The organism is Sphaerochaeta sp. (assembly GCF_050256055.1).
Taxonomy (GTDB): Bacteria; Spirochaetota; Spirochaetia; order Sphaerochaetales; family Sphaerochaetaceae; genus Sphaerochaeta.
Genome location: NZ_JBFWIJ010000003.1, coordinates 18244 through 44228 on the forward strand (window position 1 = coordinate 18244; position 25985 = coordinate 44228).

General features: G+C 48.7%; 24 protein-coding genes. 18 read left to right on the forward strand and 6 right to left on the reverse strand.

Going from position 1 to position 25985, the window contains the following annotated elements; genetic code table 11:
• The 8 genes from AB7C91_RS01575 (at window position 1) to murJ (ending at window position 8775) form a co-directional block, all read left to right on the forward strand.
• Window positions 1-819, forward strand: a complete 819-nt coding sequence (locus AB7C91_RS01575) for an FAD synthetase (RefSeq protein ID WP_428588760.1) — start codon at window positions 1-3, stop codon at window positions 817-819.
• Window positions 816-1082, forward strand: coding sequence for a 30S ribosomal protein S15 (gene rpsO / locus AB7C91_RS01580; protein ID WP_332446930.1), 267 nt, complete (start codon window positions 816-818; stop codon window positions 1080-1082). Before AB7C91_RS01575 ends, rpsO begins: the two co-directional genes overlap by 4 nt.
• A 113-nt stretch (window positions 1083-1195) precedes the next feature.
• Window positions 1196-3304, forward strand: a complete 2109-nt coding sequence (gene pnp, locus AB7C91_RS01585) for a polyribonucleotide nucleotidyltransferase (protein WP_428588763.1) — start codon at window positions 1196-1198, stop codon at window positions 3302-3304.
• 1 nt (window position 3305) lies between these two features.
• A complete protein-coding gene (dut, locus tag AB7C91_RS01590) occupies window positions 3306-3755 on the forward strand; it encodes a dUTP diphosphatase (protein ID WP_428588766.1) in 450 nt (149 codons plus the stop codon).
• A gap of 71 nt (window positions 3756-3826) precedes the next feature.
• Window positions 3827-5020 (forward strand): LptF/LptG family permease, encoded by a 1194-nt coding sequence (locus AB7C91_RS01595; protein WP_428588769.1) that lies wholly within the window; start codon window positions 3827-3829, stop codon window positions 5018-5020.
• Entirely contained in the window at window positions 5017-6102 is a 1086-nt protein-coding gene (locus AB7C91_RS01600; protein ID WP_428588772.1) for an LptF/LptG family permease, read from the forward strand. Before AB7C91_RS01595 ends, AB7C91_RS01600 begins: the two co-directional genes overlap by 4 nt.
• A gap of 8 nt (window positions 6103-6110) precedes the next feature.
• Entirely contained in the window at window positions 6111-7235 is a 1125-nt protein-coding gene (gene tgt / locus AB7C91_RS01605) for a tRNA guanosine(34) transglycosylase Tgt (RefSeq protein ID WP_332446925.1), read from the forward strand.
• Between the two features lie 28 nt (window positions 7236-7263).
• Complete coding sequence (gene murJ, locus AB7C91_RS01610; RefSeq protein WP_428588927.1) at window positions 7264-8775, forward strand: murein biosynthesis integral membrane protein MurJ; 1512 nt, start codon at window positions 7264-7266, stop codon at window positions 8773-8775.
• On the opposite strand, the gene AB7C91_RS01615 is transcribed toward murJ, so the two are convergent.
• Both AB7C91_RS01615 and greA read right to left on the reverse strand, forming a co-directional pair.
• Window positions 8734-10443 (reverse strand): glycoside hydrolase family 2 protein, encoded by a 1710-nt coding sequence (locus tag AB7C91_RS01615; RefSeq protein WP_428588776.1) that lies wholly within the window; start codon window positions 10441-10443, stop codon window positions 8734-8736. The two genes, murJ and AB7C91_RS01615, sit on opposite strands and share 42 nt — an antisense overlap.
• Window positions 10444-10519: 76 nt before the next feature.
• Entirely contained in the window at window positions 10520-13240 is a 2721-nt protein-coding gene (gene greA, locus AB7C91_RS01620) for a transcription elongation factor GreA (RefSeq protein WP_332446922.1), read from the reverse strand.
• A gap of 228 nt (window positions 13241-13468) precedes the next feature.
• Here greA and rpe point away from each other — a divergent pair, with 228 nt between their 5' ends.
• The 10 genes from rpe to AB7C91_RS01670 all read left to right on the forward strand — a co-directional run bounded on the left by rpe (window position 13469) and on the right by AB7C91_RS01670 (window position 22080).
• Window positions 13469-14137: a ribulose-phosphate 3-epimerase gene (rpe, locus tag AB7C91_RS01625; RefSeq protein ID WP_332446921.1), complete on the forward strand. Its 669-nt coding sequence runs from the start codon at window positions 13469-13471 to the stop codon at window positions 14135-14137.
• The gene (gene dtd / locus AB7C91_RS01630; RefSeq protein ID WP_332446920.1) at window positions 14134-14571 is read left to right on the forward strand and encodes a D-aminoacyl-tRNA deacylase; all 438 of its coding nucleotides are present in this window, start codon (window positions 14134-14136) and stop codon (window positions 14569-14571) included. Before rpe ends, dtd begins: the two co-directional genes overlap by 4 nt.
• A 67-nt stretch (window positions 14572-14638) precedes the next feature.
• The gene (recA, locus tag AB7C91_RS01635) at window positions 14639-15706 is read left to right on the forward strand and encodes a recombinase RecA (protein ID WP_428588781.1); all 1068 of its coding nucleotides are present in this window, start codon (window positions 14639-14641) and stop codon (window positions 15704-15706) included.
• A gap of 94 nt (window positions 15707-15800) precedes the next feature.
• On the forward strand, window positions 15801-16763 hold the full coding sequence (locus tag AB7C91_RS01640) for a segregation and condensation protein A (protein ID WP_332446918.1): 963 nt from the start codon (window positions 15801-15803) through the stop codon (window positions 16761-16763).
• A gap of 10 nt (window positions 16764-16773) precedes the next feature.
• On the forward strand, window positions 16774-17379 hold the full coding sequence (scpB, locus tag AB7C91_RS01645; protein WP_428588785.1) for an SMC-Scp complex subunit ScpB: 606 nt from the start codon (window positions 16774-16776) through the stop codon (window positions 17377-17379).
• On the forward strand, window positions 17376-18131 hold the full coding sequence (locus AB7C91_RS01650; protein ID WP_332446916.1) for a pseudouridine synthase: 756 nt from the start codon (window positions 17376-17378) through the stop codon (window positions 18129-18131). The genes scpB and AB7C91_RS01650 overlap by 4 nt, the downstream gene beginning before the upstream one ends.
• Complete coding sequence (gene cmk, locus AB7C91_RS01655; RefSeq protein ID WP_428588788.1) at window positions 18125-18778, forward strand: (d)CMP kinase; 654 nt, start codon at window positions 18125-18127, stop codon at window positions 18776-18778. Before AB7C91_RS01650 ends, cmk begins: the two co-directional genes overlap by 7 nt.
• A gap of 22 nt (window positions 18779-18800) precedes the next feature.
• Complete coding sequence (locus tag AB7C91_RS01660) at window positions 18801-20513, forward strand: S1 RNA-binding domain-containing protein (RefSeq protein ID WP_428588791.1); 1713 nt, start codon at window positions 18801-18803, stop codon at window positions 20511-20513.
• Between the two features lie 85 nt (window positions 20514-20598).
• On the forward strand, window positions 20599-21285 hold the full coding sequence (locus AB7C91_RS01665; protein WP_332448447.1) for a tetratricopeptide repeat protein: 687 nt from the start codon (window positions 20599-20601) through the stop codon (window positions 21283-21285).
• Window positions 21286-21339: 54 nt separating this feature from the next.
• Entirely contained in the window at window positions 21340-22080 is a 741-nt protein-coding gene (locus AB7C91_RS01670; RefSeq protein WP_428588794.1) for a hypothetical protein, read from the forward strand.
• 136 nt (window positions 22081-22216) lie between these two features.
• Here the strand turns inward: AB7C91_RS01670 and glmS are convergent, their stop codons facing one another.
• The 4 genes from glmS to AB7C91_RS01690 all read right to left on the reverse strand — a co-directional run bounded on the left by glmS (window position 22217) and on the right by AB7C91_RS01690 (window position 25920).
• A complete protein-coding gene (gene glmS / locus AB7C91_RS01675; protein WP_428588796.1) occupies window positions 22217-24016 on the reverse strand; it encodes a glutamine--fructose-6-phosphate transaminase (isomerizing) in 1800 nt (599 codons plus the stop codon).
• Window positions 24017-24087: 71 nt separating this feature from the next.
• The gene (locus AB7C91_RS01680) at window positions 24088-24693 is read right to left on the reverse strand and encodes an ABC-2 transporter permease (protein ID WP_428588799.1); all 606 of its coding nucleotides are present in this window, start codon (window positions 24691-24693) and stop codon (window positions 24088-24090) included.
• Window positions 24690-25541: an ATP-binding cassette domain-containing protein gene (locus AB7C91_RS01685; RefSeq protein ID WP_428588802.1), complete on the reverse strand. Its 852-nt coding sequence runs from the start codon at window positions 25539-25541 to the stop codon at window positions 24690-24692. Before AB7C91_RS01685 ends, AB7C91_RS01680 begins: the two co-directional genes overlap by 4 nt.
• A gap of 1 nt (window position 25542) precedes the next feature.
• Complete coding sequence (locus tag AB7C91_RS01690; RefSeq protein ID WP_332448442.1) at window positions 25543-25920, reverse strand: GntR family transcriptional regulator; 378 nt, start codon at window positions 25918-25920, stop codon at window positions 25543-25545.
• Window positions 25921-25985: the final 65 nt, after the last annotated feature.

Here is a 25985-nt window from a genome sequence, read left to right on the forward strand (position 1 = left end):
ATGCATCTTTCAACCCATCCCGTTCTCTGGCAGCAACCGATGGTGGTTTCCATCGGCGTTTTTGACGGACTGCATCGCGGTCATATGTCCATTCTTTCTGCTTGTACGGAATTGGCCGTCAACAATGGATGGGAGAGTATGGTGATAACCTTTGATAAAAACCCGAAAATGGAGATGCACAGTCAACCCTATCATTCTCGGTTATCAAGTGATGCACAAATTGAGGAAATCCTTATAAATATTGGTGTTGACCATATGGTTGTCATTGACTTTTCTCCCGATTTCAGTAAACTCACAGCTGAGGAGTTCCTAACTTTGGTTTGTGCTTTTTGCCAAGTCAAAGCGATGGTTGTCGGTGAGGATTTCCGCTGCGGTGCCCCGGCTTCAAGTGCCGGACCTGTTCAGCTGCAGGAATATCTATCCCGATTGTCGCCAGGTGCCTGTGTCAAAATTCCTCCTTTCGTCCGTACAGGAGAAGGGGAGGTTACCTCAAGTACCTTGGTGCGTAAAAAACTTCTTGAGGGCGCTTTGGAAGAAGTCCAGAGTATGCTCGGCAGACCGTATGAGTTGGACTTGGCCGCATATCCGTCCAAGTTTACCGAAGATGGTTTGCTGTATCGCACGGCATCCTTCATGCAGCTCTTGCCTGCATCAGGGGTGTATGATGCCGCTTTGTTGCTTTCCGATGGTGAACTTGCTTCAGTGACGGTTCATATTGGTGAACAGGAACTGTTTATCGAGAGCAGGAATGCGTTTGCAGATTGGCAGACTGTGCGTACAAATAGACTTAGCATTTTTGCTAAGAGGAGTGTTTCATGATCTCTAAGGAACAGAAACAGGAAATCATCACCAAATTCGGTGGTGATGCCAAGAACACCGGTTCGACTCAGGCTCAGATCGCCTTGCTTACCGCTCGCATCAACGACTTGCAGATTCACTTCAAGAAAAATCCGAAGGATCATGCAGGTACGAGAGGCTTGCTCTTGATGGTCGGCCAGCGCAGAAGGCTTCTCAAGTACTTGAGAAACAATGACATCGAAGCCTACCGCGCTCTGATCGCCGAACTCGGTCTGAGAAAGTAATCGTGGTGTTGCATTCGTAGGATTTGTGAATAGCTCCGATGGCTTTTCAGGCTGTTGGAGCTATTTTGCATTGTAGACAAAGAACTGAAAAGAACGAAGAAAGGAACAAGAAGATGGAAGTTAAAAAAATTTCTGTACGGATCGGCAATTCCGATCTGGTTTTTGAAACCGGAAAAATTGCCAAGCAGGCAAACGGTGCCGTGTATGCCCAGTATGAAGGCAGCGCAGTCATTGCAACGGTTTGTTGTGGAAAGGAGCCGAACGAGGCTCTGGATTATGTACCCTTGAGTGTTGAATATAATGAGAAATATTACGCGGCCGGCAAAATCCCCGGTGGGTTTCTCAAGCGAGAGTCCCGCCCCAAGGATAAGGAAATTCTGGTCAGCCGCTTGATCGACCGCCCGATGCGTCCTCTGTTCGACAAAGCGTTTGGACGAGAGATCCAGGTTGTACCTACGGTAGTCTCCTCCGACATGAACAATACCCCTGACATCATTGCAATCAATGCCGCCAGTGCAGCTGTCACCATCAGTGACATTCCCTTCAACGGCCCGATTGCAGCAGTGCGCATTTCCCTGGTGGATGGGAAGTATATCGTCAACCCCACGTTCAGCCAGATTGAAAAATCAAGCCTCGACATCGTGGTTGCCGGAACCCTTGATGGGATCAATATGGTTGAGGGTGGTGCAAAGGATGTAAGTGAAGAGTTCATGCTGGAGGCAATTGCCACCGCACAGCCGGTCATCACCCAACTTTGCGATGCTCAGCTTGAATTGAAAAAGATTGCTGGCAAGGAGAAGCTGCCGGTCATCAAAACCACGGTTGACCTCTCCTGGCTTGAACCGGTGAAGGAATACGCGTATCCCTTGATCAAGGAAGCTTCGTTCGTCAAAGGCAAGATGGAGCGCTATGCGGCTTTGGCTGTGGTGCATCAGCAGGTTCGTGAGAAGTTCGCTGAGTTGATCGAAGAGGATTCCAAGCGCGACGGACAGGTCGATGGACTCTTTGAGGATCTCGAGTACGAAATCCTTCGCTCTTCCATCCTCAACGATGGAATCAGGACCGATGGTCGCAAGGTCGACCAGATTCGTCCCATCACCTGTGAGGTTGGACTGCTGCCCCGTACCCATGGATCGGCTTTGTTCACGCGCGGTGAGACCCAGAGCTTGGCGGTGACTACCCTCGGGACTGCCAGTGACGAACAGATGTTCGACACCATCGATGGGGAGAAGACATTCAGTTCCTTCATGCTCCATTACAACTTCCCTCCGTACAGTGTAGGGGAGACTGGAAGGCTTACCACCGGCCGGAGAGAGATCGGGCATGGACATCTGGCCCAACGGGCTTTGGAAGCGATTGTACCTTCCAAGGATGTGTTCCCGTACACGATCCGTGTTGTCAGTGAGATCATGGAGTCCAACGGAAGTTCCTCGATGGCCTCTGTTTGCGGTGGATGCCTTTCCTTGATGGATGCCGGTGTTCCCATCAAGAAGCCGGTTGCCGGTATTGCAATGGGTTTGATCACCGAAGGTGCCGACTATGCCAAGTATGTGGTACTCAGCGATATCCTCGGAGAAGAAGACCATCTTGGTGACATGGACTTCAAGGTGACCGGTACCCGTGACGGTATCACAGCCTTCCAGATGGACATCAAGATTGCCGGTGTTACCCCTGAGATCATGAAAAAAGCCCTTGAGCAGGCTCAGAAGGGAAGATTGCATATTCTTTCAATCATGGAAGGAGCTCTCAAGACTTCTCGAAGCGAAATCAGTGAGTACGCGCCCAAGATTCTAACAATGAAGGTCGAGGAAGAGAAGATTGGGGCGGTCATCGGAACCGGCGGTAAGACGATCAAGGCCATCGCCAGTCAAAGTGGAGCTGAGGTCAACATCGCCGATGACGGGACGGTCACCATCTATGGACGGGATAATGCATCCGCCCAGTTGGCCAAGGACCTGGTCAAGTCCATCGTCGAGGAACCGGAGGTTGGTCGCATTTACCAAGGTACGGTCAAGCGTATCATGGATTTCGGTGCTTTCATCGAGATTCTTCCCGGTAAGGAAGGCCTCTGTCATATTTCCAAATTGGCAAAAACCAGAGTTCAGAATGTCGAGGATGTGTTGACTGTTGGTCAGGTGGTTCCGGTAAAGCTCATTGAGATTGATCGCCAGAACCGTTTGAATCTCAGCTACATCGATGCCATCGAGTCAAAGACGAAATAAGATGGATTCCTCCCTGATTACGGTCAAGGTTCAGAAACTCAGGCCGGAAGCAATCCTTCCGGCCTATGCAACGGACCTTGCAGCCGGTTCTGATATGTGTGCTTGTCTTGAGCGTGAGGTGACGCTGGAGCCGGGCTCTTTTGCAAAGATTCCTACCGGTCTGAGCATTCAGCTTCCCCAAGGATATGAAGCCCAGGTGCGGCCGCGGAGCGGACTCGCTGCGAAATACGGTATCACGGTACTCAACAGCCCCGGAACGATCGATGCGGATTATCGTGGTGAAGTAGCGGTGCTGTTGATCAACCTTGGGAAAGAGAAGGTTGTTATTCATCAGGGTGATCGAATCGCCCAGATGGTTATCGCACGATGTGAACAAGCCTCTTTTGTCGCCTCAGTTCAGCTGGACGCTACGCAGCGTGGTAACGGGGGGTTTGGTTCGACGGGAGTATAACGTTGGCCTCACATGCCCGATTCCATCTTGTACATCGCCACATCGCAAGAGAGTACTTGCTCTCCTTCGTTGTGGCATTCTTTTTTTTCTTTTTCATCTTTTTCATCAATCAGATACTTTTAATCGCCCAACGCATATTGCTCAAGCAGGTCGATTATCTTTCTGTACTGCAGCTTGTACTGCTTTCCATTCCACAATTTCTTCTCTATACCTTTCCTTTCAGTTCCCTTACCGCCTCCAGTATGGTGCTCGGAGATCTTTCGGGAAACAATGAACTGTTGGCGTTGCGAAGCAGCGGCATCTCACTCAAGCATGTATTTTTGCCCATCATCCTGCTATCCCTTGTGTTTTCCCTGATGACCTTCGTGACTGCAGATAAGGCATTGCCTTGGAGCACCAAGAAATATCGAGAGTTGTACACTCACTTAATGCGCGATCTTCCTACACTTGAATTACAGAGCAACAGCACAAATATCATTGGGGATAAGGTTTTGGTGAACAAACAAGTCAGCGGAACGAATGTGCAGGATGTACTCCTCTTCGATACGGCTTCAAACAGGCAAGGACAGATTATGAGTGCACCGTCCGCTGAAGTGAGCCTCTATGATCTTTCTGCATTCATCTACCGACTCGATTTGGAGCAACCCTTGATTCTTTCCAGCGAAAAGGATGGGCAATGGGCACTCTCCAAAGCTCAAAAAGCAACGTTCTTTCTCAATTTCTCCGGCCAAGTTGCGGCACTTGCATCGGCTCTTCCTTCACAGCTTTCGATCAAGGAACTGCAGGCACAGATAACAATCCAGAAACAAGCCCTTGACCAGGAAATGGAACGCTACACAGAAAAACGTCAGGCTTTGATGCAATCCATTGCCGACGCCCAGCTGCAAGCCGGAGCAGGTAAAAAAGTCGAAACTGCGCAGATTGCGCAAATGCAGGAAGCATTATCCTTGCTGGATGCACAGAAACCCATCAATTTCTATTATCAGTACTATCGAGCGGAACTGCAGAAAAAGATTGCACTGAGTATGGCTTGTTTCATGTTGGTGTTCTTGACGTTTTCGCTTTCCTTTTTCCGCATCAAACACGGAAGATTGGTGGGGTTTGCGCTTTCCATGCTGACTTCCGTCGTATATTGGTATCTGCTTTTCTTCGCCCAAATGCAAATCTTCACCTATCCGTTGAATCCTGCATGGTTCATCTGGTCGCCCAACCTGGTACTTTTCGCCTCAGGGCTGTTGTTGCTTGTGCATACGAGGCGTCTATGAAACTCTATGACCGATATGCAGCCAAATCAGTTGTTTCCATTGCATTGCTCGCCGTACTTTTGTGTACCTTGATGTTGGTGAGTGTAGATCTGTTCTCTCATCTCGATTCCTATTTGACTAACAAAGTCGATGCTTTTACAATCGCCAGACTGACGGTTCTCGGTGTCCCCGAAGCGGTTTTGTTCGTGCTTGGCCCTTCCTTGTTGTTCGCTGCAACCTTCTATCTATCGCAGATGCAGGCAAATAATGAATTCATCTGTCTTTTGGGAAGCGGGCTTTCCTACCGCAGGCTCGTAACTCCGCTTCTGGTGGTGGGCCTTTTGCTCTCCTTCGCGCAATTTGGTTTCAGTGAACAGGTGTATATTCCTGCCTACCGACTCAAAAACAGCGCTGAAGACCAAATGTTCGGCATGCACGGCACTTATGACAGCAACAACATCACCTTGACCGATGAGCAGGGCAAGTACGTGGTCCATGCAAAGCAGTACAATGACAAACTCAAACGATTGGCCCAGGTCATGTTGGTCCTTACCGATGATACAGGTGCTTTGCAGCAACGCATTGATGCTTCCTGGGCTTTCTGGGAAGAGGACAGCGGACGATGGCGTTTGGAAAACGTGCGGATTGAACAAGTAAACGGAATGAGCATGCAAGTGAACTCAATCGGGGAAGAGACGTATTACGTGCCCCGATTTACGCTGGCTCCTTCCTATTTCAGAAATCTTTCGAATGATATCAAGACGATGGACATCAAAACCGCTTCACAGTACCTGAAACGCATCGCCATCGTGGATCCTCACCGATATCCCGCCTTGGCAACCGATTTCTCCAAACGTATCCTCGATTGCCTGAACCCTTTGGTCATGCTGTTTATAGCATGTACCATCAGTTATAAATACAAGAAAAATATCCTTCTGTTGAGTATCATCACCAGCCTCGGCATCGCCGTCATCTACTATGTAGTGCAGATGCTAACCTTGATCATGGCCAAACAAGGAGTCATTGGACCGATATGGGGTATGGCAATTCCCATGATTGTGATAGTATGCATAGCACTGGCAGAACGCATTGCCATACGATAGAGGAACCTATGAATTCGATATTTCGCGTTGAACATCAAGACAGCTCCAGCAAGGCACGATTAGGAAGACTTTTCCTTGGTCACGGTGAGGTTCAAACCCCCGTATTCATGCCGGTAGGCACCAATGGAACCGTAAAAGGCATGTTCCATGAGGATGTCGAACGCATCGGCTACCAGTTGATACTCGGCAATACCTATCATCTGTATCTCCGTCCCGGTCTGGAGGTGCTATCCCAATTCGGCGGTTTGCATTCCTTTTCCCATTGGAATCGGAATCTGCTTACTGACAGCGGAGGATTTCAGGTCTTCAGCCTTTCCGGTCTCAGAAAGATTGAGGAGAAAGGAGTAACGTTCCAAAGCCATATCGATGGTTCACGACACGTATTCACTCCTGAAAGCGTCGTGGATACCCAGAAAGTCATCGGTTCTGACATTGCCATGTGTCTCGATGTCTGCACCCCTCCACAGATCAACCATCGAGCCGCCACCGAGGCGATGCACATCACCCATGCCTGGGCAAAGCGTGCCCTCGATCATAGAACAGCACTTGGTTCCGAATTCAAGGGGAATTTGTTTGGAATTGTACAGGGCAATTTTTATGAGGATTTGCGTAAGCAAAGTGCAGAATACTTCAATGAGATGGATTTCCCTGGTATTGCAATCGGAGGTCTCAGCGTCGGGGAGAGCAGCGAACAATTCAGGCAATTTCTTGCATACACTGCAGATTTGGTCACCAAAGAGAAACCTCGGTATGTGATGGGGATCGGAAGCCCTGATTATATTCTGGAAGCGGTTGAGAACGGGATAGACATGTTCGATTGTGTGCTTGCCACCCGCATGGCCCGTAATGGGGCTGTCTTTACCGATGATGGGGTGGTTACCCTGAAAAAAGCGGTACATAGGTTCGACCATGGTCCGATTGAGGAAGGGTGTTCCTGCAGGGCTTGTACCCAATACAGCCGCGCATATATGCACCATATGGTGAAAACCGGAGAGATGCTCGGCGGCATGCTCGCCACGGAGCACAACCTGACCTATTTCTATCGGTTGATGGAACGAATTCGACTTGCCATCAAGGAAAACCGTTTTGCATCCTTCAAGAGGGACTACCTTGCACGATTCTACGGAAAGTAGGAGATCAGCGAAAAGCAGTCTCATCGTGATGCTGTGTACGTTGCTCAGCCGGTTGCTGGGAATCGTAAAGGCCAGGGTGCTCAGCTCTGTTTTCGGTGCGGGTGCCACAGCCGATGTCATCAACTTCACTTTCAACATACCCAACAATTTCAGAAAGCTCTTCGCTGAGGGGGCGGTAAACTCCGCCATCATTCCTGCTTTCAGCAATTTGTTGGGCCATGAGGAAAAGGATCGATCGCTGCGCCTGTTTTCACTCCTTGTCACCTATCAGACGATCCTTCTGATCCCCTTGGTAGTGGTCTCCTATCTATACGGGAGGCAGATCATTGGGTTCCTCAGCGATTTCGATGCCTCACAGATAGCCCTCGGAGCCAGATTGCTTCCATTTTTCATCGTGTATCTCGCAACCATCAGTCTGTCGGCCACCTTCAATGGTGTCCTGCAGGCCCATCAGAATTTTTTGCATGCGTACCTTTCCCCACTTCTGTTCTCGCTGTGCGTCATCATCGGAGTACTAACGCTCTCCGACTCTTTGGGGGCCATGAGCATGGCTTATGCAGCGTTGGCAGGCGGGTTGTTGCAAGGCACCTATTCCTATGTGATGCTCCGTAGGTACGGCTATCGTATCAAACCTGCTTTCAACACAACAGGAACCGATTTCAAGCCGGTTGTCAAAGCATGGTCCTTGGTGACTCTCGGCATGGGAATGCAGATTCTGGTCCAAATGATAAGCTTTCTCTTCGCCTCGACGTTGCAAGAGGGTAGTGTAACGGCATTCACCAATTCCACCATTTTCTTCCAGACTCCCTATGGAATTTTCTTCAACGCCATCAGCGCCGTCAGCCTTCCCTTGATGAGTCGTTCCTTTGCCTTGGGCAAGAAGGAGGAACTGAAGGAACATACGAGATCCTCCTTGTTGCATCTGGCTACGTTGTTGCTGCCTTCAACCATCATTTTGTATTTTTTCAGCAGGGAATGTGTGCATGTTGTTCTGCAGACGGGGAACTACACCGCCTTCGATTCCGAATTGACCGCATTGGTGTTGCGCCCGTTTTTGGTCTTCATGCTGATCAGTGCATGGTATGCCATGTTGCTTCGCCTTGGTTATAGTACAAATCGATACCGATTGATGACCATCGTCACAACCATTCAGAATCTGTTGGATATCGCACTGATGTGGGTGTTCCTCAAAGCAGGGTTGGATATCCGTTCGCTCCCCCTGGCCAATGGCATTTCGTATCTCATCGGCATGATCATTCTCCTCATTGTATTGCGGGATGTGTATTCCCTGCATACCGACGGACTGTTTGCAAAAGGTTTGCTTCGTATCGGCTTGGCAAATCTTCCGGTGTTTCTGTTGCTCTTGGTATATCACCATTTGGATCTGCTTTGGTATGCTTCCGGATCAAATTGGAGAAATTTGCTTATCCTTTCCTTGCTGGGATTGTCAGCATGCCTGGTGGTTTACCTTTCCTACCGGATCGCCGATATCCCGCTGCTACAGCTCCTCAGACCCGAGAAGAAGAGCGGCGACCTGTAAAGCGACGATTTCGTCCAATTTGACGGAAAGTCGATCGTAGGAGACCAACCCGTTCAGTTCCTGCTGCACATCAGTCAACTGCGTGTAGACGCTGGCACTCAAACCTTGTTTCCTGGCTGGGAGTATCTGCTGCTGATACAGATGAAAGAACGCTTCGTTGAAGCTTTGTCTGTCCGGGTAGGTTGCATATCCAAACACTTTCTTTTGTTCGTCGTGTCCATTGCACCGATAGACATACCCTCCGAATTCCGAAAGTACAATTGCCCGATCGAGTGGATCATGTGTATGTCGGTATGCCTTGAAATATACATGACGTGAGGCGACTTTCCCGATTCCCTGGTCATACCATCCGCTTGCCGGGTCGCAGGTACGTGAAGGATCGAGAGATTCCATCAGCTTGAGCATGCGCGCCGAATCGAATTGTCCCCATCCTTCATTGAAAATAACCCACATGGCGATGCAGGTGCAGTTGCGTAACATATCCACCATGCCGACGAGCGTATCTTCGAATTCTTTTCGGTAGGATGCATCCTGACTGCCGAGCAAAGCGTAATGATGGTCGCGTATCGAGAAAGAAGGGAGAAACAACGGGCCGCTCATAACCGGTTGGATCGGTTTTCTTCCCCCACTTGGCATATCCTGCCACACCAAGAGTCCTAACTGGTCGCAATGATGATACCACCGTAAATTCTCGATCTTCCCATGTTTGCGCACCATGTTGAACCCTAGCTTCTTCACCAACAGAAGATCATCGATCATGGCTTGGTCGGTCGGCGGGGTATACAGGCTGAACGGCCAATACCCCTGGTCGAGGATTCCATGATGAAAATAGGGCTTACCGTTGAGGCAAAGCCTTCCCTGTTCCACCGAGAAGGTACGCAATCCGACATAACTCTCAACGCAATCCTCACCAAGACAAACGGTGAATGGATAGAGATGGGGATCTTCGGGAGACCACAGATGTACTTCAGGTACTTGGCAGGATAAAAGCTCCTCACTGTATCCATGAACGCTGTGCGTTCCATCCAGATACTGTATTGTCACCGGGACGTGCTCTTGATTTGCCAACACACGGACTTGCCAGCATTTTTGTTCGGGTTTGCTTTCGATCACCAAATGCTTGATGTAGATATCCGGAACTTCTTCAAGCCAAACCGTTTGATGGATACCGCTCTGGCCGGAGTAGAAGATGCCATGATTTTTCTCACTCTGTTTGCCCCGTATGATCGGCTGGGTGTCACAGGGATCCTGAACCTGGACAATCAAATCGTTTTCATTTTCTATGACGGTAGTCACATCAAATTGGAAGGGTAGGTATCCTCCGATATGTTCCCCGACTTTCTGGTGATTGAGGAAGATGACGCACCGATGGTCGACAGCGTCAAAATGGAGCAATACCCTGTTTTGGGGATTGGATAGGACATGGCTGAACGTTCTGTGATAGGTCAATGTTTGGTGGGGTGCGAGTTTTTGCTCCACCCCAGACAGGGTTGTTTCAACGGAAAACGGCACAACAATGGATGCTGGATACCAGGAAGGGATGGAAGGATCATCTGAGATGGCACAGTCCCAAACGCCGTTCAGACATTGATAGGAAGCACGCACCATCTGTGGACGGGGATACTCCTCAAGCACATGATTCGGATCGATCGGGTAACGGTTCAGCATGGTTGCATCCTATCATATACAGGCCAAAAGGCAAGAAAAACCCCGATCCATCAGCTGAATCGGGGCAATATGTGCGTTAGAAATCCAAGACCACCAAATTCTTCACGGTATAGTCATAGACTTGCTCGTTCAAGGTGAAGGAAAAGCGTTCACCCACCTGTCGATTGAGCAGAGCACGACCGAACGGAGCGGAGAGATTGATGATGTTGTCATTCGGGTTGGATTCCCAGGGTCCCATGATGGTATACACTACATCCTTCTCATGTACATGGTCAAACAAGGTGGCGGTCACGCCGAATCCAATCTTGGATGCATCAACCTTATCCTTGGTGATGACCGTTGCACGGTCTATCTCCTCGGAAAGCCTGCGCAAGGTGTTGTTCAAGAGATTCTGCTTTTCCTTGCCGTATTTGTACTCACTGTTCTCGCGAAGATCTCCGAGCTCACGGGCCATTCCAATCTCCCTGGCTACTTCGGGCAACTCAACATGCTGGATATGATCGAGTTCTTTTTTCTTCGCTTCCAAGGATGCTGTGGTACAGAACAAACCGGTGGGGATCACCGTTTCCTTGTCGATGGGCACCACCTCATCGAAGAACCTGAAACTCGGATACCGTTCACTGATTGCATGCTTGATCTCAATCTTCCTGCCGCCGGGCAGTTCAAACACATTGGCAACCAGACTGTAGATCTTCTGAGCATGCTCTTCCTTGCCTTGCTCCACATAGTTCAGGACGGCTTTCTCATCAAACAGAATTCCCATCAACGTCTTTGCGTTCTTTCGGTTCTCCTGTACATCCTTTCGGTTGTCGATGCAGCGGTTTGTGTAATCAAGCAATTGCAACTCAGTGAACAACAGCTGCTCATTACTGATCCCGCTTTTGGCCCAGAGTTTGGCATCTCCGTTCTTGAGAAGGTAAATCAAGGTATTCCCGCGTTCCTTGAAGTTTTCCACGGCATCCTTGTAAACCTTCACAAACTCATTGTTCTTCTTGTTCTGGCGGAAAATCTCGGGAATGTAGCTGGTAAGGTAGTAGGGGAAGAGACTGATCAAAATCTTCTGCCAGTCCTCCAATTCATCCACCACATGGTCGATGAAGCCTTTCTTGAGTTCAGCATCCTTTATGGAGGCGAAACAAGTCTCAGGATCCTCAAGTCTGCCATACAGCATTGCAAACGTCACATTCTCCGGTTGCTTGATGAAATTCATGTTTTGACGCTTCACCAATTCCTCCAAAAGCAGGAAGGAACTGATGATGGTGTCGTTCGCTACCACGATTGGCCTGGATGTTCCGTTTTCCTCAAAGAACATATCACTGAAGAATTTTACCATCTCAAAGAAGTAATCACTTTCCACATCACCCTTTGCACTAAAGAAATCCTTCAGGCTCCTGATCTTGTCATAGAAGTCCTTCTCACTTCTGAAAACAGAAAGCTGCTTCTCCTCATAACTTACGGGTGTTGCACGCAACAAATAGGTATCCACATCATTGGAGGAGAGGTCGAACAACGGATTGGTCATCAACTCCTTCTTCGCCTGATTGAGCCAGGGAGTCCATTCCTTGGCTTCAAGGATCGAGGGAACCAATTCATTCTTCATTTCCTTCAGGCTGATCTTTCCCCCGTTGCTGCTCATCAAGGTATTGAGAGTCCATGGAATGTCCTCCAATACCTTCTTGTTCAGCTTCTCCCTGGGCAATGCACTCTTGAGCACCCAGATATGACTCTTGGGAAGTGCCTGCAGACTTTTGAAAGCCATGGAAGTGGAAAGCCGTGCACCTTCCCTGGACGCTTGGCCGGCAAAATCAACGATGACATCATTCTCATCAATTGACCGGATGCGCCCGATTCTATTGGTGCTGTTTTGGAATACGAAGGTACCTTTGTCAAACGCGATGTTTGTCTCAAAATCCTCGATGCTGTGCAGGATGTCGCGACTGATGTTGCTGGTAAGCGCACTGGCTTCAAGGCAGTTGCGCAACCGGGAATGTCCTTTGTATTTCAATTTGTAGCTTCTGATCAGGTTCTCGCGGGCAAAAGTATCCTCACGATCAAGACTGAGCATCTTTTTCTGGCATTCAATCTGACGATCGATGTCATCCTTGCTTGCACTCTCAAGATCACGCAACAATGCAACAGCCGTACTTTTGCTGACTGCCGATGTTTGGTCTGCGACCGACATGAAGTATCCGAAGTTTTCCCCTTCCAGCTCGAGCAGGGCGGAAAACAGTGACCGAATGGGAGATACATCCTTGCGTTTGATCAAGCGATGGATCGCCTTTTTATAATAGGCAATTGCCTTTTCCTTGTTCCCTTTCTGGCTGGAATACAGACCAAGTTGCCTGACGATTTCAACTTCATCGTAGTCGACTTTCACCAATCGTTCCCACAATTGGTATTTCTCATCCTCACGGCCAGTTTGTTCATAGATTTCGGAGAGCAATCTGAGCGCATGCTTGTTTTCATTGCGTGCAAGGACTTTCTGGCAAAGCAACTCTGCGACGTTCCATTTCTTGTTTTCCATGAACATCTCGATCAAGTTGAGCAGTTGCAGATAATCGTCAGCTCCTTTGCGTTCCAACTGGATGGAACCGCTGATATACATTGCAATGATACTGTTGCGCTCGCGCTCGGCGAGATGCTTGTCACACAGGCTTTTTGCCTCGGTCTTCTGCTCTTCGTCCATCTGCTGAAGATGAACATCAAGAGCCTGAAAGCTATTGACCGTATAGGTATTTACCGTTGTCCGTGTCCATTGCTCTTCTTTCAGTAAGTTCTCGATCTCCTGGAATCCCATGGCTTCCTCCACACATATTTGTCATAATTCTCAGACGTAAAAGAAACCGGGCAGACCGGGTCAAAGTCTGCTCGGGTTTGTCGTTTCATTCAGTTTTCTCTACTATATCACGAATTGGGAAAACGAGCAATTGATTTTCCGAAACCCGCCAAAACATATTAACACATATATAGTATTCTGAGCGGTTTTGACGTTGCAAAACCTCCTGCTACCTGCTATAACAAAGACATGGAAACATCTTCTTTGATCATTGCGCCGAGCATGTTGTCCTCAGACTTTTCCAAGGTCGCCGAGGAGGTTCGTACGATTCAGACCAGTGGTGCCGATTGGGTGCACCTTGATGTCATGGATGGCATGTTTGTACCGAATATTACATTCGGGCCGAAATTCATAACCGACTTGAGAGCCCATAGCCCGCTGGTCTTTGACACCCATCTCATGGTGGAGAAGCCTGAGCGTTTCATTGAGGAATTCGCTCAAAGCGGAAGCAATTATCTTACGGTGCATGGGGAAGCCACGGTACATCTGCACCGTACCTTGCAGTTGATCAAGGACAGTGGATGCAAGGCCGGCATTTCCTTGATTCCCTCCACGCCGGTAAGCGCCATTCTTCCGGTTCTCGATATGGTTGACCTTGTATTGGTCATGACGGTCAACCCCGGATTCGGCGGACAGAGCCTCATCCCATCAACCCTCGCAAAAGTAAAAGAACTTTCTGTATTGCGAGAGATGGAACACCTCTCTTATTTGATCAGTGTGGATGGGGGAGTCAATTTGTCCACCGTATCTACAGTCATTGCACATCATGCCGATGTTGCGGTTTGTGGAAGCGCATTCTTCAATGCACCCGACCGAAGGGAATTCGTCCTGCGCATGAAAGGCCGGCATTCGGTATGAAAGCAGTCCTCCAGCGGGTACGCAATGCCAAAGTAGTAGTAGAAGGGCAGGTGGTCGGCTCCATCAAAGCAGGACTCTTGGTCTATCTGGGAATTGCAAAGGCTGATACCGAACAGCAGCTTTCCTGGTTGTGCGAGAAGATTGCGAAACTCAGGGTGTTCAGTGATGATGAGGGTAAGATGAACAAAAGTCTTGCCCAAGTGGCAGGTTCGCTTTTGGTGGTCAGTCAATTCACGCTCCTTGCGAATCTTGGCAAGGGGAATCGTCCTTCGTACGATGACGCAGCCGATCCAAAGGAAGCCCAACGATTGTATGAGGCTGCTTTGGGTCGCTTTCAGGCAATGGGCTTTGAGGTTGCCAGCGGCAGTTTCGGAGCACATATGGAAGTAACGTATACCAATGATGGTCCGGCAACCTTTATTTTGGAAGCATGAGATGATGAAGCAAAGAGGGCCCGCCAGCCTCTTGAGAGGATAAGCACATACAGCCAAGGAGCACATTATGGCAAAGAACAAAGATACGACGTTCCCTACCGACCTTACCCAGAAGCGGGAAGCATTGGAAGCCGCCCGCATTCAGATCGACAAGCAATTCGGAAAGGGATCCTTGATGAAACTCGGGGACAGTGAGGAATCGATGGACATCGGCTATATTCCTTCCGGCTCCTTGTTGTTGGATGAAGCTCTTGGCATTGGAGGATATCCTCGGGGCAGAGTCATCGAGATTTACGGGCCGGAAAGCAGCGGCAAGACCACCTTGGCATTGCATGCCATTGCAGAAAGCCAGAAAGCAGGCGGCATTGCGGCATTCATTGATGCAGAACATGCCATGGATCCAGGGTATGCAAAGAAACTCGGTGTCAACATTGATGAACTGTGGATCAGCCAACCTGATAGTGGAGAACAGGCTCTGGAAATAGCTGAGTCATTGGTACGAAGCGGAGCTGTCGACATCATCGTGGTGGACTCGGTTGCTGCATTGACTCCTCAGGCTGAGATAGACGGGGACATGGGTGACAGTCATATGGGGTTGCAGGCGCGTCTGATGAGCCAAGCACTGCGCAAATTGACCGGGTTACTGTCGAAAAGCAACACCACCATCATTTTCATCAATCAGATCCGTATGAAAATCGGTGTTATGTTCGGTAATCCGGAAACCACCACCGGTGGAAATGCATTGAAATTCTATGCATCAGTGCGCATTGAGGTCCGTAAGATCGAATCCCTAAGCAAAGGGGCGGATGACATCATCGGCAACCGGATCAGGATCAAGATTGTGAAAAACAAGGTGTCTCCTCCGTTTAAGAAAGTAGAGCTCGATTTACTGTTCGGTGAAGGCATCAGCTATATCGGCAGTGTTCTGGACGCTGCGCTGAAATATGAAATGTTGGAAAAGAGCGGTTCCTGGTATTCCTACAACGGCGAGAAAATCGGTCAGGGCAGGGACAAGACTCTGGACTTCCTCAAGGACAATCCGGACATAGTCGTCGATCTTGATCATCGACTTCGGGAAGTGATGTTTCCCAAAAAGAGCAAACAAGAACCAGCTTCGGCGGTAGCAGAAGAATGACTTGTTGAGAGTTTAGAAACAGAAAGCGGGCGGTTCGCCCGCTTTCTTGTCATGATGGGCCGGGAAAGCTATACTCTTGGAGTAGGGGTGGTACGTGCAAGCAAGAGATACGGAACAGCAGAGTCAGATCGATGGAAGAACTTTCCATACCCCTATTTTCGACGGTCCCTTGGATTTGTTGCTGTATCTGATCCAAAAATCGGAAATCAACATCTATGATATTCCCATCAGTGAGATCACGGAGCAGTTTCTGTTGTATCTGCGACAGGCAGAGCATTCGGAACTTGCGGATCTCGCCCAGTTTTACAAAATGGCTGCAGATCTTCTCTATATCAAAAGCAGAATGCTCCTTCCTGTTGATCTTGAGTTTGACGAGGAATACCAGGACCCACGCCAAGAGTTGGTCGAACGGTTGCTCGAATACCAGAAATTTCGAAAATATACGGAATTGCTTACCAACACTTCCACTTCTTCCGAATTGTTCATCAGCAGGAAGAGTTCCCAGTTTCGGCTTCCCTTCGGTGACGAGGAATTGTTCGCCGAGGTCAGTCTACAGGATTTGTTGACCACGTTCACCCGCCTGATGACCACCATTACCCCCAACAAGGTTTTCAATGTGTACGAATCGGTAACGGTGAATGAAAAAATAGCCTTGATGCAGGAACTGTTTGAAAGCAGGGATTACATCACCATTGAGGATCTGATCATCCATCTCGACCAGACGTTGCATATCATCTGTTCCTTTATGGCGATCCTCGATGCATGCAAGCTTCATATGATTACGCTCGTACAGACTGAACCGTTTGGCCCCATCCTGCTTCGCAGGCGTACTGAAGCTTTCAATGAGGATTTCAGCCAGATGTATGATGAACCGGAGGATGAAGCATACACGTTCCTGGCACCGGAAGCGATCAGTGAGGATGAAGAACAGACTCTTTTTGAACAAGATTTTCCCCAAGATGCAGAAACCGGGCTCACAACTACTGACGACGGTCGAGTTTTTCAGTATGATGAAGAAAGCGAGGTTGAACAAATCCTCCTCGATGATGATGAATAGGAGCGCATGAGTGGATAAGAAGAGGCAGGCGGGCAAGAGTGCTGCGCTGCAAAGCCCCCTCTTGAGTACAGAGGCCCGGTTGGTGGAAGTCATTCTTTTTTTGGAGAATGAACCTGTCAGTCTGGAAAAATTGTTGAAGATGACCAACATACCGGAAGAGAGAATCAAAGATTCCCTTCTGGAGCTGAAACAGCAATATGAACTTGCTTTGCACGGCCTTGATCTGGTCGAGAGCCAAGGCGCCTACCAATTTCTCCCATCCTCTGACTTGCATGACAGACTTCGCTCCTGTTACGGGAAACGGGTCGACAGGCGCCTCTCCAGGGCTGCTCTTGAGACGCTTTCCATCGTTGCCTACAGCCAACCGATCACTCGCAGGGAAATCGACAATATCCGTGGGGTTGCCAGTGATACCATCATCAGGTTGCTAAGGGAACGGGAATATATCAAAGTGGTTGGCCGCAAGGACGTTCCCGGCCATCCTTGTCTGTATGGAACGTCGCGAAAATTCCTCTTTGAATTCAATTTGAGCAGCATCAGCGCATTGCCCAAGCTTTCTGATATTGACCGACAGCGGTTCGAAGCGGATACCACACAGGAGAATGAAGAAACATGAAACTAGAATACCCGATTCGTCTGCAAGCCTATATGGCAAAAAGTGGTTGCGGTTCCCGTCGCTACTGTGAAACACTGATAAGCGCGGGAAGAGTTACCGTAAACATGAAACGGGTCACCGAATTGGGGACCAAGGTCAATGAAGAGGATGTGGTCATGGTCGATGACCAATTGGTCGAACCAAGTGACAAGACTTATTATTATGCATTGTATAAACCCCGTGGATATGTGTGTACCAACTATGATCCCAACGAAAAGCTTTATGCGCGTGAATTGATTGATATCGCAGACAAGAATCTTTTATTCCACATCGGCCGGTTGGACAAGGAATCGAGCGGGCTCATCCTCTATACGAATGATGGAAAAGTAGCACAGAAGATCATGCATCCTTCCGAACAGATTGAGAAAGAATATTTGGTCAGTTGCTCTACCGAAGTACACCGTGAGGATCTGGAAGCGGCATTGAAGGGCATATACATCGATATTTCCCAGCCATACCGGATCAAACGGTTCGAGATCATCAACCGAAAATGGGTTCGGATCATTCTGACCGAGGGGAAGAATCGCGAAATCCGAAAAATCTTCAGCTATTTTGGGTATGATGTGAAGCAATTGGTGCGAATGCGTATCGGCTGCATTGAACTGGGGGATCTTCAACCCGGCCAATTCAGACCAGTCGCTTCTTCCGAGATTGAAGCGATGCTCAAAGGTGAGACGGAGCCGGTGAAGAAAGGGAGAAAGTCCTCATGGTAGTAGCCATCGATGGACCTGCCGGGGTCGGAAAAAGTTCAATTGCCAAATTGATTGCACAAACCTGTAATTTCTATTATCTGAACTCAGGTTCCTTTTATCGTGCATACACCTATCTCCAGCTTCAGGCTCATCTTGACCCCATGGACTTTCCTTCTGTGCTCAGGACCGCCCAGTCGCATGAGTTGACGGTTTTTGATGGACGTATTTGTATTGACGGCCTCGAGGTAGAGGACAAACTACATACCGCGCAGGTTGATTCCGTGGTTGCTCAGGTTTCCACGTATGTACCGCTTCGTGAATACGTCAACGTTCAGTTGCGCAGAATCGCCGAGAATATGGATGTCATCGTTGAAGGAAGGGACATCACCACGGTGGTGTTTCCCGATGCTGATTTGAAGTGCTATTTCGATGCTGAACCCGAGGTACGGGCCCAGCGTCGGTTCAAGCAGCATCCTGAGAACCAGGATTATGAAACGGTTCTGAGACAAATCAAGGAACGTGATGCAATTGATCGAAACAAGGCTGTAGGAGCGTTGCAGGTGGCTCGTGACGCCCTCTATGTCGATACCTCATACTTGACTATGGAGCAAGTTTGTGAGAAAGTGTTATCTGCTATTTTTGCGCTTAAGGGCGAAGTAAATAGGTAAATTTAGGATCAGGAGAAATCAAGTGGCTGAAGAACAAGAAATGGAAGAAAAGAAGACCAAAATGCAGGATATGCTGCAGGAGGAGTATCTTAAATCTCTTGATGGAATCGAAGACGGTCAGCTCGTGGCCGGTACTGTTGTCCAGGTAAACAACGAGTATGTATTCGTGGATGTCGGGTACAAGAGCGAGGGTCGCATCTCTCGTGATGAATTCGCAACGATTCCTGAGATTGGTGAAGAAGTTAAAGTCGTCATCATCAACAAGGAAGGGAAGGGCGGTCAGATCGTCGTTTCCAAGAAGCGAGCCGACTTCAAGGAACGCACCGATGAACTGAAGGCTGCCTCTGAAAGCAGATCTCCTGTATTGGGCAAATTCGAGAAAGTAATCAAGGGCGGTTTCGAGATCGATCTCGGTGGTGAATACAAAGGATTCTGTCCTCTGTCCAAGGCCGATGTCGTTCGTGTCGAGGAACCCGAAACGTTGATCGGAGTGACTGATTACTTCATCATCGACAAATTCCACGGCGGTACGAAACTGAAGAGTGTGGTCAACAGACGTGAATACCTTGACCAGAAAATCAAAGAAAATAAAGAGAAGTTCTTCTCTACCGTACATATCGGTGATGTTGTTGAAGGTGTAGTGAAGTCCTTTACTTCCTTCGGCGCATTCATTGACCTCGGTGGATTCGACGGACTTTTGCATATCAATGACATGAGCTGGGGCCATGTCACCCGTCCCAAGGACTTTGTGAAGAAGGGACAGGTTGTACAGCTCAGACTCATCAATATCGATCCGGAAACCCAGAAGATCAACCTGTCTCTGAAGCATATGCAGGAAGATCCTTGGACGACCTTCGAGCAGAAATACAATGTCGGCGACGCTGTCAAGGCTCCGGTAACCAAGATTACCACCTTCGGCGCTTTCATCGAGATTGAACCCGGCATCGAGGGATTGGCACATATTTCCGAACTGTCCTGGACGAAGCGGATCAACAATCCGAAGGAAGTGCTGGATGTCGGTGATGTCGTGGAAGCAAAGATTCTTGGCTATGACTTGGACAAGAAGCGTGTTTCCCTCGGACTGAAGCAACTCGAGGAAAATCCTTGGGATACCATCGTCGAGCGCTATCCTGTCGGAATGACTCTTTCCAAACCGGTTGTGAAGATCACCAACAGTGGTGCCTTCGTCAATCTTGAAGAGGGCATCGATGGGTTCCTGCACATTGATGACATCTCCTGGACGAAGAAGGTCAAGAATATGGCTTCCTTCTGTGCAGAAGGTGATGTGATCGACGTAGTGGTCATCCGTGTAGAACCGGACAATCGCCGTATCCGCCTTGGTGTGAAGCAGCTTGAGGGCAATCCTTGGCAGACGCTCCGCCATGATTATCCGAAGTTCAGCACGATCAGTGGTGTAGTCACCAATGTCACTGATTTCGGAGTATTCGTAAAGGTCATGGGCGATATCGAAGGCTTGATCAGCAAGTATAATCTGGTTGGACCGGATGAGGAATATACCGATGAGGTGCTCAAGAAGTTCAACGTCGGCGACCCGATTACCGCTATGGTTGTCGAGTGCAACCCGACCACTCAGAAGCTTTCCCTCTCCATCAAGGAAATGGTGAAGCGTTCCCAGCAGTCGGAAATTGCCAAGTACATCCATGAGGATGATGATGACAGCGATACCTTCTCCCTGGCAGATATGATGCGTTACAAGGATGAGGACAAGGAGTAAGGAAGACAACGATTGTTGTGTTCCACCCAACCAGGCGGCGCACTGCCGCCTGTGTTGTATTTCTTGATAACGGAGATGATGTGCCATGAGTAATAATAAGGATATCGTTGATACAAGCTTGACGGAACGGATTGAAGGGACTTTGAATGGTTTTCTTGCAAAGCACAAGAAGGCCCTGATCATTGCAGCGGCTGTTCTGGTCGTAGTACTGGTCACCGTGGGCATAATTGCTTCAGTGAATCACAAGAATTTGTTGAAGGAATTCGACACCGTCGATCAGCTTGGAAAATCCTATTCCGATCTTCAGGCTATGGGAACTGATGCCGAAGGGTATCAGGCAAAGTATGATGAGCTGGTCAAGAACTTGAATGACTTGGCGGCGAAGGGAAAGAAATATCCCAATCTCAAGGCAGAATACCTGTTGGGTATGGTGTCCTTTGAGAAAAAGGATTATCAGAAGGCAATGGATTCGTTCCTTTCCGTCTATTCTGATGCCAACGGTTCGTATCTTGGTTCCCTTTCCCTGACCAATGCTGCAGTGAGTGCAGAAGAGTTGGGCAATGATTCGCTTGCCCTTGAATACTACACAAAGGTCATTGACGAATTTGGGTTGACCGCAGCCGAAGCCCCGAAAGCTCTCTTTGGTCAAGCCAGATTGCAGGAAAAGAGTGGAAACGCTGAACTTGCCAAGGCAACGTTCCAGCAGTTGGCCGACCAATTCCCGAGCAGTGAATTCTCCAAGCTTGCCAAAGACAAGCTTGCATTCCTGTAAGAAAACAGGGTAGGGTGGTGAGGTAAAATCCACCGTTCAAAGGAGACAGATGCTATGAAGATGAATCAAAAACTTCTTCACAAGGCATCTGTCTTTTTTTTAGCAACCCTATTGCTTTTGACTGGATGTGGGATTGCTACGTATTTTTATGTGATTAGTGCAGTTACAGCAGGTTCCGATTCCATCGATTCAGTCTCTGGATCCTATGCTATAAGTAATTACGCAGAAAATTTGTCCTTGATCACGGTAGGTGGCGGCCCTGGATTACTGTTGTGTTACACTGTGACGGATTCTGCAAATACACCATCCTCCATATCAACTGCCTTCAGCTCACAATATATCCGTAACAACAATGGCATCGCCGTAACAAACGATCTAGTTCTTGAATCTACAAGCAATCATGTATATCAGTTTTCTGATAGTACGGGGACCAAATTCCGTGCCCCAGGATATGTACTCTTGGCAGACAATCCTACCAGTGTTGATATTTCCTTCAAACTGCAGCGAGCTGCAGATTCCTCGGATTCCTCACTTCGAATTCTCAATCTCTCTGTAAAGAACGGCTCGTATTCAATGAATGGAACAGGTGAGTTACGTCGGTATAACGGAACGTCTTTCCCTCTGCAGGCCAGCACCATCATTGCTAACCCCGATTCATATCCGGATTATCAAGTCAGCGAAACTTCGAAAACCTTATATCTCCATGTGTTTGCCGCCATGTCAATCACCGAAGGAAGTTTTTCCAATATCTATTGGACACAATTGGCACATCTCGGATACATCGAACTGACCTGATTCGTTCAACAGGGTATTGTACATACCCTCTCAGTAAAACTGATTCTAAGAAATCCTATAATGTGTATAATATATATTCTGTTAACTAGAAACCCAAACGTATAGAAATTTTGCCATATTTTCCTTCTCGCAATTCTTATTCGACCGTCACTGACTTGGCAAGATTCCTTGGTTTGTCAGGATCGTTACCTTTGAGTACCGAGCAATAATATGCATAGAGTTGGCTTACCATCACGCTGAGAATCGGGCTGAACAAAGGATGTGTTTGAGGAATCCGGAAAATCACATCAGCGCACTCATCAAAGTTATGCACAGTTTCAAACGTAATCACCAACGCCGTAGCTCCACGCGCTTTTACTTCTTTGATGTTGGAATCCATCTTAGCATACAGCGACGGCTGCGTGCAGATGGCGACCACCAAGGTCGACGTGTCAACCAAGGCAATCGGCCCGTGCTTGAGCTCTCCGGCTGCGAACGCTTCACTGTGTGTGTAGCTGATCTCCTTCAACTTCAGTGCACTTTCCAAACTGATCGCAAAATCGACCAGGCGCCCCATGAAGAAGACTTTCGTTTTGTTGAACTGACTTGCTGCGAACCGTTGGATATCTTCCTGACGATCGATAAGAAGCTGTGCCATGTTCGGGAGATTCATGAGTGCATCAAGCAATGCGGTATTCTCTTGCTTTGCCAGCAACGTTGCGATGGCGAACAGGCTGAGCAATTGGGTGGAAAACGCTTTCGTTGAAGCCACAGCGATTTCCGGACCTGCCTGGGTATAGAGTACCCAATCGGCTTCCCGGCTGATCGTACACCCCACGACATTGGTTATGGCGATCGTCGGAATTCCCCGTTCCTTGAGCATCCGCAGTGCGGCGATGGTATCGGCGGTCTCTCCACTTTGGCTGATCAGAATGCAAACTTCTCCCTCTTTTCGGATATGCACCCGGTAACGTAGCTCGCTGGCGACCGTAACCTCGACCGGAACACCGGCTACCTGTTCGATCACATAACTGGCCACCATGCCTGCATGGTAGGCGGTTCCGCATCCGGTGATGAGCAAATGACTGGCGCCTTTGAGCAAAGTTTCCACCTGAGTTGGAAAGGAAACATTCCCGTCCTTCAGGCGAGAACGAAGCGTATCCCGCAACGCTTTGGGTTGCTCGCAGATCTCCTTGAGCATGAAGTGTTCGAACCCACACTTCTCAGCAGCTTCCATATCCCATTCGATCGTCTGGATTTCACGCTTTACTTCATCGCCATCGAGTGTGTAGATATGCACCTCATCACAGGTCAACGTGGCCACTTCCAAGTCCTCGAGATATTGGACCTGTCTGGTATGGCTGAGCAATGGCGGCACATCGCTTGCAAGGAGTGTTGCATCCTCACTGCGACCGATGACCAGGGGACTGTCTTTTCTTGCCACCACCAAGAGATCAGGATGTTCGCTGCAGGCAACTGCTATCGCATAGGAACCATCCAATCGTTTCACGGTTTCCCGTACGGCAAGCAACAAGTCGCCATTGTAGTGAAAATCAATCAGATGCGCGATTACCTCGCTGTCAGTCTGGCTGGCAAAGGATACCTGATGGCGTTCCAACCAAGTACGCAGCTGTGCATGGTTCTCAATGATGCCGTTATGCACGACTGCGATGGTTTGGGAGACATCGGTATGCGGGTGACTGTTCAGATCGGAAGGTTCACCGTGGGTCGCCCATCGGGTATGTCCGATGCCGCAGGTACCGACAACAGGGTTCTGTTGCACCAAGAGCTCAAGATTGGACAATCTCCCTTTGATTTTCCTGACATTGAGCTTTTTATCTTCCGTAATAACGGCAATCCCAGCGGAATCATACCCTCGATACTCCAATTTCCTCAGCGCATCCAGCAGTATTGGTGAAGCTTCCTTGTTTCCGATATACCCCACGATTCCGCACATAGTCACCCCCAAAAACACAGGTTATAGCAGTAGTATCACAGAAAGCAGGATTGATGCTAGAGTAGATTTCTTCAGGATTCATCAAATTCCTTGCATTTCATGATATGTGTCGCCCATCGGTAGCTGGGATAGACGACAGAGAAGGCCAGCAAGGGAATCCATCCCAGGTACCTCGAAACATCCGCTGCTGTTCCCAGATTGGTGATCAGGGTACTGAGGATCGAAAGCAACATGGTAAAGCTGATGTACCATATACGGCTTTTCTCAAATCCAAGCTTGAAGATCAATGGAAGATTGATCGAGAGGAACATGCACCCGAAGGTAATCTGAATCCCAAGAAAGAACAGCAGGTCTTTGTATGCACTCCGGTTGACGATCAGGGATAAGACGGCTGTCAGGACAACCGAAAACAGGATGGAGAGCAAGGAGACCAGGTATTTGCTTCCAACGACTGTATCACGGCTGAGAGGCAATCCCATCACATACGCTTCCCATCCATCTGTTTGGTCATAGGCCAAGGTGGTGAGCGATAAGAGCAACACCATCAGGGTGCTCATGATGAAGAACAACATATTCTTCTGCAATACGGCAACCAAGGAAAACAGAAGAACCAAGAACGGCATGAATGAGGCACGCCGTTTCAACACATACCAATCCTTCAACAGCAAACCTCTCATGTCCAGTCTCCTCCCTTCGAAAGCAGGATGATCACATCCTCAAGCGTACATCTCTGTGATTGGGCGAAATCAGGGATGTGTTTGCGTTGCATCAGTAGTTCAACATTGAATGCATTTTCCCGTTTCCCCAGGATTGCCGACCGGTCGAAATCGGCGAGTCGTGCATGGGTTGTCTGTACCAATCGATACTCATCAAGAAGCGTATCCTTTTCCTGGGTGAACCTGATTTTCCCCATCTCCAGGAACGTAACGTAATCACACAGTTTCTCCAGATCACTGGTAATATGACTGCTGATCAGAATGGTCCGATCAGATCGGCGGCTGTACTCGGAAAGCATGGTCACGATCTCATCACGGGCCAACGGATCCAGACCACTGGTAGGTTCATCCAGTATCAACAAAGAAGCTTGATGACTCAAGGCAATCGCCAATTGGATCTTCACTTTCATTCCACGTGAACACTTGTGGTAAGGTTTATCAGCATCTAGATGAAATGCGTCCAACAGGTTTCCGAATTGCACCGCATCCCATCCTGAATAACAATGGGACAGGACACGTCCGAGTTGCTTCGGGTTGAGCAGACTGGGAACCGAGGCTTCCTCAATCATAAAACCGATTTGCTCGCGGAGCCTGTTTTCCGATCCTATGTTTTCACTTCCCAACACGACGCAATCCCCACCATCCTTGCGTAACAGACCAAGCAACAACTTCAAAGTGGTCGTTTTACCCGAACCATTCGCTCCGACCAATCCATGCACCGTTCCCTTCTGCACGTGAAAATCAGAAAGCTCCAAAGAAAACCGGCCATACTGTTTCACCAATTGGGAACAGGCGATTGCATACTCCATATCAGGTGTTTCCTCCCTTGATCAATTGATACATCATGCCAAGCTCCTCATCGCTGAGCCCGACAAATCCGGCAAGCAATGCAACCGAACGCATATGCTCCTCGATTTTTTTCAGGTACGCCTCCCTGATTTGTTCACGATTCCGTACGGCGACGTAACTGCCTTTTGCTGCAACGGTTTGGATGTATCCTTCCCGTTCCAGTTCATCGTAAGCCCGTTTGGTCGTAATCACACTGATACGCAGTTCCTTGGCCAGCGAGCGGATGGAAGGAAGTAATTCCCCTTCCTTTAGGAGACCGGAAATGATTTGTGCACGTAATTGCTCGGTTATTTGCACATAAATCGGTTCATCTGATGCATTGGATAGAATGATATCCACAAGCCCCCTCCCATCTGTTAATATACAGTATATACAGTATACATACCATGTCAAGCACCTTCTTC

Bases quoted from the DNA above. Each gene is read 5' to 3' on its own strand.
- AB7C91_RS01575 (WP_428588760.1), top strand. From the start codon at position 1: ATGCATCTTTCAACCCATCCCGTTCTCTGGCAGCAACCGATGGTGGTT.
- rpsO (WP_332446930.1), top strand. From the start codon at position 816: ATGATCTCTAAGGAACAGAAACAGGAAATCATCACCAAATTCGGTGGT.
- pnp (WP_428588763.1), top strand. From the start codon at position 1,196: ATGGAAGTTAAAAAAATTTCTGTACGGATCGGCAATTCCGATCTGGTT.
- dut (WP_428588766.1), top strand. From the start codon at position 3,306: ATGGATTCCTCCCTGATTACGGTCAAGGTTCAGAAACTCAGGCCGGAA.
- AB7C91_RS01600 (WP_428588772.1), top strand. From the start codon at position 5,017: ATGAAACTCTATGACCGATATGCAGCCAAATCAGTTGTTTCCATTGCA.
- tgt (WP_332446925.1), top strand. From the start codon at position 6,111: ATGAATTCGATATTTCGCGTTGAACATCAAGACAGCTCCAGCAAGGCA.
- murJ (WP_428588927.1), top strand. From the start codon at position 7,264: ATGCTGTGTACGTTGCTCAGCCGGTTGCTGGGAATCGTAAAGGCCAGG.
- AB7C91_RS01615 (WP_428588776.1), bottom strand. From the start codon at position 10,443: ATGCTGAACCGTTACCCGATCGATCCGAATCATGTGCTTGAGGAGTAT.
- greA (WP_332446922.1), bottom strand. From the start codon at position 13,240: ATGGGATTCCAGGAGATCGAGAACTTACTGAAAGAAGAGCAATGGACA.
- rpe (WP_332446921.1), top strand. From the start codon at position 13,469: ATGGAAACATCTTCTTTGATCATTGCGCCGAGCATGTTGTCCTCAGAC.
- dtd (WP_332446920.1), top strand. From the start codon at position 14,134: ATGAAAGCAGTCCTCCAGCGGGTACGCAATGCCAAAGTAGTAGTAGAA.
- recA (WP_428588781.1), top strand. From the start codon at position 14,639: ATGGCAAAGAACAAAGATACGACGTTCCCTACCGACCTTACCCAGAAG.
- AB7C91_RS01650 (WP_332446916.1), top strand. From the start codon at position 17,376: ATGAAACTAGAATACCCGATTCGTCTGCAAGCCTATATGGCAAAAAGT.
- cmk (WP_428588788.1), top strand. From the start codon at position 18,125: ATGGTAGTAGCCATCGATGGACCTGCCGGGGTCGGAAAAAGTTCAATT.
- AB7C91_RS01665 (WP_332448447.1), top strand. From the start codon at position 20,599: ATGAGTAATAATAAGGATATCGTTGATACAAGCTTGACGGAACGGATT.
- AB7C91_RS01670 (WP_428588794.1), top strand. From the start codon at position 21,340: ATGAAGATGAATCAAAAACTTCTTCACAAGGCATCTGTCTTTTTTTTA.
- glmS (WP_428588796.1), bottom strand. From the start codon at position 24,016: ATGTGCGGAATCGTGGGGTATATCGGAAACAAGGAAGCTTCACCAATA.
- AB7C91_RS01680 (WP_428588799.1), bottom strand. From the start codon at position 24,693: ATGAGAGGTTTGCTGTTGAAGGATTGGTATGTGTTGAAACGGCGTGCC.
- AB7C91_RS01685 (WP_428588802.1), bottom strand. From the start codon at position 25,541: ATGGAGTATGCAATCGCCTGTTCCCAATTGGTGAAACAGTATGGCCGG.